Source organism: Ferruginibacter sp., from assembly GCF_031391665.1.
Classification (GTDB): Bacteria; Bacteroidota; Bacteroidia; order Chitinophagales; family Chitinophagaceae; genus Ferruginibacter.
Map to the genome: position 1 here is coordinate 1 of NZ_JANMUN010000169.1, position 8,087 is coordinate 8,087.

At 36.7% G+C, this 8,087-nt stretch carries 9 protein-coding genes; 2 read left to right on the forward strand and 7 right to left on the reverse strand.

Annotated features, from left to right (window positions below; translation table 11 throughout):
* Together ACY651_RS12510 and ACY651_RS12515 are read right to left on the reverse strand one after the other, a co-directional pair.
* The coding region (locus tag ACY651_RS12510) for a PKD domain-containing protein (protein WP_462253214.1) at positions 1-2,220 on the reverse strand (2,220 nt) is incomplete at its 3' end.
* A 431-nt stretch (positions 2,221-2,651) separates the two neighbouring features.
* Positions 2,652-3,092, reverse strand: coding sequence for a hypothetical protein (locus tag ACY651_RS12515; RefSeq protein ID WP_462253216.1), 441 nt, complete (start codon positions 3,090-3,092; stop codon positions 2,652-2,654).
* Positions 3,093-3,438: 346 nt separating this feature from the next.
* Here ACY651_RS12515 and ACY651_RS12520 point away from each other — a divergent pair, with 346 nt between their 5' ends.
* Positions 3,439-4,089: a hypothetical protein gene (locus ACY651_RS12520; protein WP_462253218.1), complete on the forward strand. Its 651-nt coding sequence runs from the start codon at positions 3,439-3,441 to the stop codon at positions 4,087-4,089.
* Between the two features lie 398 nt (positions 4,090-4,487).
* Here ACY651_RS12520 and ACY651_RS12525 read toward each other — a convergent pair whose 3' ends face one another.
* The 4 genes from ACY651_RS12525 to ACY651_RS12540 all read right to left on the reverse strand — a co-directional run bounded on the left by ACY651_RS12525 (position 4,488) and on the right by ACY651_RS12540 (position 5,992).
* Positions 4,488-4,673 carry a hypothetical protein gene (locus ACY651_RS12525; RefSeq protein ID WP_462221884.1) on the reverse strand — a complete coding sequence of 62 codons (186 nt, stop codon included), beginning with the start codon at positions 4,671-4,673 and terminating at the stop codon, positions 4,488-4,490.
* Between the two features lie 130 nt (positions 4,674-4,803).
* Positions 4,804-5,145, reverse strand: a complete 342-nt coding sequence (locus tag ACY651_RS12530) for a DoxX family protein (protein WP_462253220.1) — start codon at positions 5,143-5,145, stop codon at positions 4,804-4,806.
* Between the two features lie 2 nt (positions 5,146-5,147).
* A complete protein-coding gene (locus ACY651_RS12535; RefSeq protein ID WP_462253222.1) occupies positions 5,148-5,492 on the reverse strand; it encodes a DoxX family protein in 345 nt (114 codons plus the stop codon).
* Positions 5,493-5,554: 62 nt separating this feature from the next.
* Positions 5,555-5,992 carry a hypothetical protein gene (locus ACY651_RS12540; RefSeq protein WP_462253224.1) on the reverse strand — a complete coding sequence of 146 codons (438 nt, stop codon included), beginning with the start codon at positions 5,990-5,992 and terminating at the stop codon, positions 5,555-5,557.
* A gap of 677 nt (positions 5,993-6,669) precedes the next feature.
* Between ACY651_RS12540 and ACY651_RS12545 the strand changes: the two genes are divergently transcribed.
* Positions 6,670-6,897, forward strand: a complete 228-nt coding sequence (locus ACY651_RS12545; protein WP_462253226.1) for a hypothetical protein — start codon at positions 6,670-6,672, stop codon at positions 6,895-6,897.
* A gap of 81 nt (positions 6,898-6,978) precedes the next feature.
* Here ACY651_RS12545 and ahcY read toward each other — a convergent pair.
* Positions 6,979-8,087, reverse strand: a 1,109-nt coding sequence (gene ahcY, locus ACY651_RS12550; protein WP_462253228.1) for an adenosylhomocysteinase, incomplete at its 5' end; no start/stop codon positions are given.

Consider the following 8,087-nt stretch of genomic DNA (forward strand, 5'->3'; position numbering starts at 1 on the left):
AATGGAGGCACTGCTTGTCATTATGCAATTAATAATATCTCCGCTTTTAAAAGTATTGGTTGTAAAAACAGGATTATCTGTTCCAACATTTATCCCATTATGCTTCCATTGATAAAAAGGGTTACTGCCACCATTAGCAGAAGATGCTGTAAATGTAATTTTGGTTCGATAACAAATAGTGCCGGGTGAAAAATCTATATGCAGCGATGGGGTAACAATGGTATTTACTACCGAAATTGTAATGGCGTTTGAATTAACAGAAGTAACCGTTGCACAGGCAGCATTAGAAGTTAAAGTAACCGATACAACATCGCCATTTGCCAGTGCGTTTGTAACAAAGTTTACAGAATTTGAACCAGCATTTATACCATTTATCTTCCATTGATACTGTGGTGCAGTGCCTCCATTAAAAGCAGAGGCGGTGAAAGTTGCAGCCATACCGGCACAAACTGTAGTTGACGGAATTGAAATACTTACAGCAGGAGTAACCGGAAGTGATACAGACATACTAACCGCATTAGATATTGCAGCAGCAGGCAAAGGACATACAGCATTAGATGTTATAATAACTCTTACAATATCTCCATTTACCAATCCTGTAGTAGTGTAGGTGGGGGAGTTTGTTCCTGCATTGCCACCATTAATCTGCCATTGATAAGCTGGTGTGGTTCCGCCATTTGTTGGTGTGGCAGTGAATGTTACGGGTGTGCCAATACAGATGTTTGCAGACGTTGCTACTATTGATACAGCAGTTATTGCGGATGGAGTAACAAAAATATTTTGTGCAATACTATCTTTACAACCATTGTTGCTTGTGGCAGCTAAATTTACAATATAACTGCCCGGTGTGGTATATACATGGGTTGCATTAGCAGTATTGCCAAATGTTCCGTCACCAAAATTCCAGCTGAAAGTCATGCTGCCACCGCTGATAGTTGAAATGTTGGAAAATACAAAACTGTTTCCATTGAAACATTGTGTAGCATTATTTATTGTAAAACCAGGAAGAGGATGAGGATAAAGTGCTATAACCACCGAACGGCTTGTATCTGTGCAACCAAGGCTGTTGGTAACTACCACCTGATAGGTACCGGATTGCATAGCCGTAAAGTTTCTTGCTGATGCCCCGGCCACAGCAACTCCATTTATAAGCCACTTGTATGTGTTTGCTATTCCTGCCTGTAATCTCACACTGTCGTTATTGTTACAAGATATTACAGGATCCAAAACTGTTAAAGATGTATCTGCGGCAGAAACAGCAACCAGTATACTGTCAACATAAGTTGTAGTATTGTTTGTAACTGTTACATAATACCTGGTGGTTTGTACAGGAGCCACAGTAATACTGGGCGTTGTTGCCCCGGTAGACCATAAAACGTTCTGACTGTTATATTGCAGCAATACTTCAGCAGGAGATAAGGCCCTGTTGTAAATAAATACATCATCCAGCTTTCCTTCAAGCCCGTAAATGTTACCATCAGAATAGAACCCTATTCCATTTACGCCTACAGGCCCTCCAAGAATAAAATCTTTACCCTGTACAAAAGTTTCATTAATAAAAGTTGTATTATTCAGCACCATAGTGCCATCAATATAAAATTTTGTACCTGCAGGCGCAGTGGTAATTACCCAATGATGCCACGCATTATTAGGATGAACAGCACCATAAGGATATAATACAGATTCATTATTACAATGCCCCTGCACCTGGTAAGTATTTTGCTGGCTGTTTGGGGTAAAAAAATTATCTATGCTTTCAAACCAGGACGTTCCGCAAATGCCACCGCCATAACCAATTGGAGTTGGGCCAGAAGTGGCTATGCCAATGTTAGTGGCATAAAACCAAAGGGAAATGGTTCTTTCGCCTGTTGGATAATTATTAGCGGACCCTTTTATATAATTTCCCTGTATCAAACTATAAGCTCTGTTCGGAACTCCAAATCTGTCCGTGGTAAGTGTAGCTCCAAATACGGTACCGTTGTTGCCATTTCCAGTTTCGTCATTGGCATTTCCACAAAAAGGGTAAAATGCCACCAGGCCATTTTGAAGAACGGGTGGTAATGCAGCTGCAAGGCAGGGTGTTCCTGTTATTTGTGTAGAATCAATTGATAATAATAATGAATCTCCCTTGCAAATGGTTGTATCGTTCTGTAATATTTGAGCAGTAGTCTTTAAGCCGCATAAACTAAAAAGAGAAAATAAAGTAATAAAGACTTTCATGCATTGTATTTCTAAGTAAAAGAATTCAAATTTAAAAGTAATAAATATGGCTTTACATACAATAGCAGTTTATATAGTACAGGGCTTTATTCAGGTTGGTTAACGATCTTCTACTTGCGCAAGAAAGATAATTAAAAATATTAGATATTTTGTTATCTTAAGAAGGTGTTTTCACCTTTTTTGTTTGTTTTTCAATGAGTGTCGGCTAAAAAAAACAGACAAAAGAATATTGAAACGAGAAGAAGGTATTTATAACCGGTTTCTATTATCTCTTCATTCCTCCGCCATTTAAATGCAGTTCCTGAGTGAGTAATGAAATTTGTTTTTAGGAAGAAGGATTTGTAATTCTAATTCAGGACACAATCCGGCGGAATTGGTAGACACCAATCGCCTTGCTGCGCAAGATGACTGGCGCCAGGAAATGCGAACACTTAAGCCAGTGGGATGAAATTAAAAAGGTAAAATTTTATGATGCCGTATGAAAGCAAATATTTCTTTTTATGAAATAGATGTTTCACTTTACCTTCTTGATGGTAAGTACATGTAAAACAAAGCATGAATTTCTTTTTAGAATTTGATACCTGCCTTATCTTTTTATGTTCTTCGGGAGAAGGTTTTAAAAACCCGTCAGTGTAATAATGCTTTAATACAATAGCGCTGAGTACTTGCTCCAGGCTAGAGCCCTCAAACAATTTTTTTCGAATACTAATTGAATCTTTAAGATTAACCAGATTTTTTAATGTTTGAATTTCTTGTGCTGTTTCTGCACCTGCACCACATATCACCTGAAAATAAATTAGGTCATTATTATTGGGCTGTCCATACAGTACGTTGGTAAAAAGTAACGCTAATATTAGTGCTTTAAGGTTCATGATTATTGCTGATTACGCTGTTGTTCAATATCGAAGCAAAACTAATAAGCGAAAAATGTAAACGATACTCCGATCGAAGGTTTTAACAAATATAAAACTTTGAGAGGCTTGGGTTGAGTATGGGGATTTATCGCTTTTAGCTTCGCTATAATCTCGGCCATCGTTGTGTCTTATTGACCAACGATGTATTGCAGCAGAAGATTGTTGTGAAGAGGAAATGCTTTTTTCGGTAATGATATTCAGGTCCATTTGTTGTTCGTCAATAATACACAACAACGGAGGGAAAATTTTATACATTGTAACATATTTTCATTTTAACCGTACTGAAAATAATAAAACCAATGTAATGAAATATAACTTACAAAAAATTGGAGGCATTGCAGCAATTGTTGAGGCTTTGGCGTATATAACAGGGTTTACAGTGTTAATCTTTTTATTAACGCCTGAAAATGCAGAAACGTTAAGCAATGCTGATAAACTACAATTCTTATTAAATAATAGGATGCTGTTTCAAATCTGGATGCTGATTATTTATGTAATTTTTGGTATTTCATTGGTAGTATTAGTATCGGCAATTACTGAACGGTTAAAGAACCATTCAATAGCTAACACAAAAATTGCTGCGGTATTTGGTTACATATGGGCAGCAATGGTGATTGCAAGTGGTATGATTGCGTATGTTGGATTAGATACCGTTGCTGAAATTTATTTAACCAACAAAGAACAAGCTACCACTATATGGTTAACTATTGACGCAATACATAATGGTATTGGGGGTGGAGTTGAAGTAGTAGGCGGACTGTGGGTTTTATTAATAAGCTGGACTGCCATAAAATGTGGCGAATTTCAAAAAACATTAAACTATGTTGGATTTTTAGTTGGCATTGCTGGTGTCTTAACAGCTGTTCCCGGGCTTAGTGCATTAGGAGCTGTTTTTGGGCTATTGCAGATTATTTGGTTTGCCTGGATTGGCGTTTTCTTATTGCGGCATCCATGAATAGTAGCCACTTTATCAAACCTAATCAGCAGTGCCAAAAACTTAAACCAGTTGGTGCTAAAATTTAAGAGACACAGTTAATCCTATCATCATCTTCTTTTAATTTAAACATTGTGGAAGGGAATCCCGATAGCTATCGGCACGCCAAAGACTTAAGCCATTGGGAGCCAGAAAATGCGAACACTTAAGCCAGTGGAGAACAGCAACAAAAGCTACGCTGAATTACTTTAACGTCACAATAATTGGGCAGGAGCGGAAATTACAGGGAAGGTTCATGAAGAGAGGAAACTAGGCTGAGAAACAATGTTCAGAGTTTTTTTTTCTTCATTTCTTGTAATGCAAGGAAAAAGCCTGTTCCGAATAATAGAGTAATCAGCCCTGCGAAATATGGTATGAGATCAGTCATTTTTGTTGTTGTTTACCAGTTTTAAATAAATTCCGAAAGCCAGTATAGATGGCACCCAAATACCAATAAATATGGCAGCGTTTGCTTCTCCTTTGAAATACAATATTTCGGAGAAAATAAGCGAAAGAAATGCCGAGATAAACAATAATTTATCTGTTGTTGAAAACTTTTTTAGCATGATTGTGTATATTTTAAATTTTGTTTAAACCTATTGAACAACATATCATTAACAGAAGAATGTTAGTTTTGTTTACACCCAACCACTTTTTAAATAATCTAACCATATAATTGAGTGAATAGGTTATATACTATGAGCACAGCGACATAAAAAAAATATATCCATTTAGCAGCATAAAAAACAAGGCGGGTAGTGAAACCCAAAAACTATCCTTAATTTTTATCCTGACTGCAACACCGAGTAGCATTAATATTGCAAGTCCACCTGCAGAAATCAGTAAAATAACATGGAGCTTAAAACCCACCAGCAGGCCCAATGCCCCAAAAATTTCTAAAAATGCAGTAAGTGCTCCAGCTTTCTCAAGTCCAAAGCGTTTGAATTCACTTTTCATTTTTGCTGATTTAAAATAGGCAATTCCATAGGTCAAAAAAGGCAGACTTGAAATTAAAATCAGGACATTCAGTAAATTCATTATTATATTAATTTTAGAGAAACAGCTGCAATGAAAAGACAAAGTATCAGCAGCAACAAAGAGGGCATATGTTTTTGCCAGGGATTACCGGTTTTAAAGTGAAAATATTGTGCTGATACCATAAGAAAGGCCATAAGCAGGGCCGGAACAAGTATTAAGCCCGGATACCAAATGCCGGCAACCAACAATGTTGATAAAGCTATTTTGGCTGCCCCAACTATGCTACGGGTTAAGTTATTCAAGCCATATTGCTTAAATTCTTTTACAATATTATCAAAGCGAAATATCCAAACATATGCCACGGATAAAGCAACTATCAACTGAGCGGCGATGGAATAGTTATTCATTTGTTTTTGTTTTAATTATTTTACAGCGTTATAAAACTAATTGCTTAAAATTTATTAGCAGTTTAAGTATTGTTTTTATTCAATGCAATATACGCTTCAAATTTATTATGAATAACAAGTATTAAAAGCCCAAAAATAATAGCAGCAACAATCAGCACAGTATTTAGCAAGCCGCTTACAGAAAACGATAACCTGATTAAGATAGTAGAAATAATGAAGCCTGAATTCCTGATAACCTTGTGAAATTCATCAGTATGAAAAAAAGAAAATAATAGCAAAATAACATCTGCAATAATTAAAATAGTGAAAAACTGTTCAAAAAAAATATTATTAATATTTTTAAAAGAAACATTTGTATTTGCAGATGGGCTGATAACGCCTGCAAGCCAATGCTGAAATGAATAAACAGCAACAAAAATTATTACCAGCACTAAAAAAACAGACAATACTTTTTTTAATTTTATGAAGTTTGCTATGCCTTTAATATGGCGTTCATCCATCTCGCTGGTTCTGTATATTTTTTCACTCTGTTTTAAGAACAGGTAAATAAGAAAAAAAAGGAGTATTGATGCTACCAGGTCATAGGTGAACTGCAGGTCATATTTAATTTTGAACCAATCATCTGAAAGAGTCAAAGTGGAAAGATCTTTAAACAAACGCCGGATAATAATAAGCGTAATAATTTCATATTGCTTGCTGATATAAGTGGTAATGGATTTCGGGAGGTAGTGAATCAACAGGTATACTTCATACACCAGGATAAATGAAAAAGGCGTGTATATGGCAGCTATAGGATTTTTAAGTAAGTCAGAAGTAGTATTTAAAGAAATAATACCGAAATCTACCAGGTATATTATGCAGAGGTGAATAAGGAAACTTGCAATGGCGATGGTAAGAATAATTGATTCACTTATTCTTTTGGTTTCTTCCGACAGTAGTTTTTGTAAAGAATGCCCAATTTCTTATTAATTGACATTTGCAGCATTTATCTATTCTACAGAAAACAAAATAATTACTATAATTGTTTTATCTTTTATTCAGATAGTTTAAGTCCCCCATTCGTTGTTGGTCAATAAGACGCAACAACGGCGGGGAAGGAGCGGAGATTGGTGCATAATAGTTTCAGTGGACGAAAAAACACCCATCGCTTTTAGCTTCGCTATAATCTCCTCCATCGTTGTGTCTTTTTGACCAACGATGTATTGCAGCAAACGATGGTTGCGAAGAGGAAATGCTTTTTTCTTTAACAGTATTCAGGGCCATTCGTTGTTGGTCAATAAGACGCAACAAAGGCGAAGGAAGGGAGCGGAGATTGGTGCGGAACACAAACAAAGGCGAAAATGCCCGTTACAAAATGCTAACAAAAAAGTGGAACACTTTTATCCCTTCGTCAAGCGCAGGCTGACATTATTAAAGTGCGAACATAAAAAAAGCCCCGAATCAAAAAATGATTCAGGGCTGTAATGATTATCTTTTAAAAAAAATATTAATAACGGTAAGCTTCCGGCTTAAATGGTCCTTCTTTAGGTAAACCTAAATATGCAGACTGTGCAGTGGTTAATTCATCTAACACCACACCAATTTTTGCAAGGTGCAAACGGGCAACTTTTTCGTCTAATACTTTTGGTAACACGTACACTTCGTTTTTGTACTGGTCGCCTTTGGTCCACAATTCAATTTGTGCCAAAGTTTGGTTGCTAAAGCTATTGCTCATTACAAAACTTGGGTGGCCTGTTGCACAACCTAAGTTTACCAAACGGCCTTCTGCCAACACAATTACATCTTTACCTTCGATAGTGTACATATCTACCTGTGGTTTGATGGTATTTTTTGTAGCACCATAATTTGCATTTAACCATGCCATATCAATTTCAATATCGAAGTGGCCAATGTTACAAACGATAGCTTTATCTTTCATTGCACGGAAGTGAGCTTCGGTGATCAAATCACGGCAACCACTTGCAGTAACAATAATATCAGCTTCTTTAACGGCATCAATCATTTTCTTTACTTCAAAGCCATCCATTGCAGCTTGTAAAGCACAGATAGGATCAATCTCAGTTACGATTACACGACAACCTGCACCCTTTAATGAAGCGGCAGAACCTTTACCTACATCACCATAACTTCCTACTACAGCAACTTTACCAGCCATCATTACATCGGTAGCACGGCGGATAGCATCTACCAAACTTTCTTTACAACCGTATTTGTTATCGAATTTACTTTTAGTAACACTGTCATTTACATTGAAAGCAGGAATAGGCAAAGTACCTTTTTCCATTCTTTCTACTAAACGGTGTACACCTGTTGTAGTTTCTTCTGATAAACCTTTAACGTGTTGTATCAATTCGGGGTAAGTATCAAAAACCATATTGGTTAAATCACCACCATCGTCCAAAATCATGTTTAATGGTTTACGGTCAGGTCCGAAAAATAAAGTCTGCTCAATGCACCAGTCAAATTCTTCAGCATTCATTCCTTTCCATGCATACACTTGAATTCCGGCAGCAGCGATTGCAGCAGCAGCATGATCCTGTGTTGAGAAAATATTGCAGGATGACCAGGTCACTTCAGCGCCCAATTCAACAAGCG

What these genes read in the sequence shown, in the direction of transcription:
- ACY651_RS12515 (WP_462253216.1), bottom strand. Translation starts at nt 3,092, where the DNA reads ATGAACCTTAAAGCACTAATATTAGCGTTACTTTTTACCAACGTACTG.
- ACY651_RS12525 (WP_462221884.1), bottom strand. Translation starts at nt 4,673, where the DNA reads ATGCTAAAAAAGTTTTCAACAACAGATAAATTATTGTTTATCTCGGCA.
- ACY651_RS12520 (WP_462253218.1), top strand. Translation starts at nt 3,439, where the DNA reads ATGAAATATAACTTACAAAAAATTGGAGGCATTGCAGCAATTGTTGAG.
- ACY651_RS12535 (WP_462253222.1), bottom strand. Translation starts at nt 5,492, where the DNA reads ATGAATAACTATTCCATCGCCGCTCAGTTGATAGTTGCTTTATCCGTG.
- ACY651_RS12540 (WP_462253224.1), bottom strand. Translation starts at nt 5,992, where the DNA reads ATGGATGAACGCCATATTAAAGGCATAGCAAACTTCATAAAATTAAAA.
- ACY651_RS12530 (WP_462253220.1), bottom strand. Translation starts at nt 5,145, where the DNA reads ATGAATTTACTGAATGTCCTGATTTTAATTTCAAGTCTGCCTTTTTTG.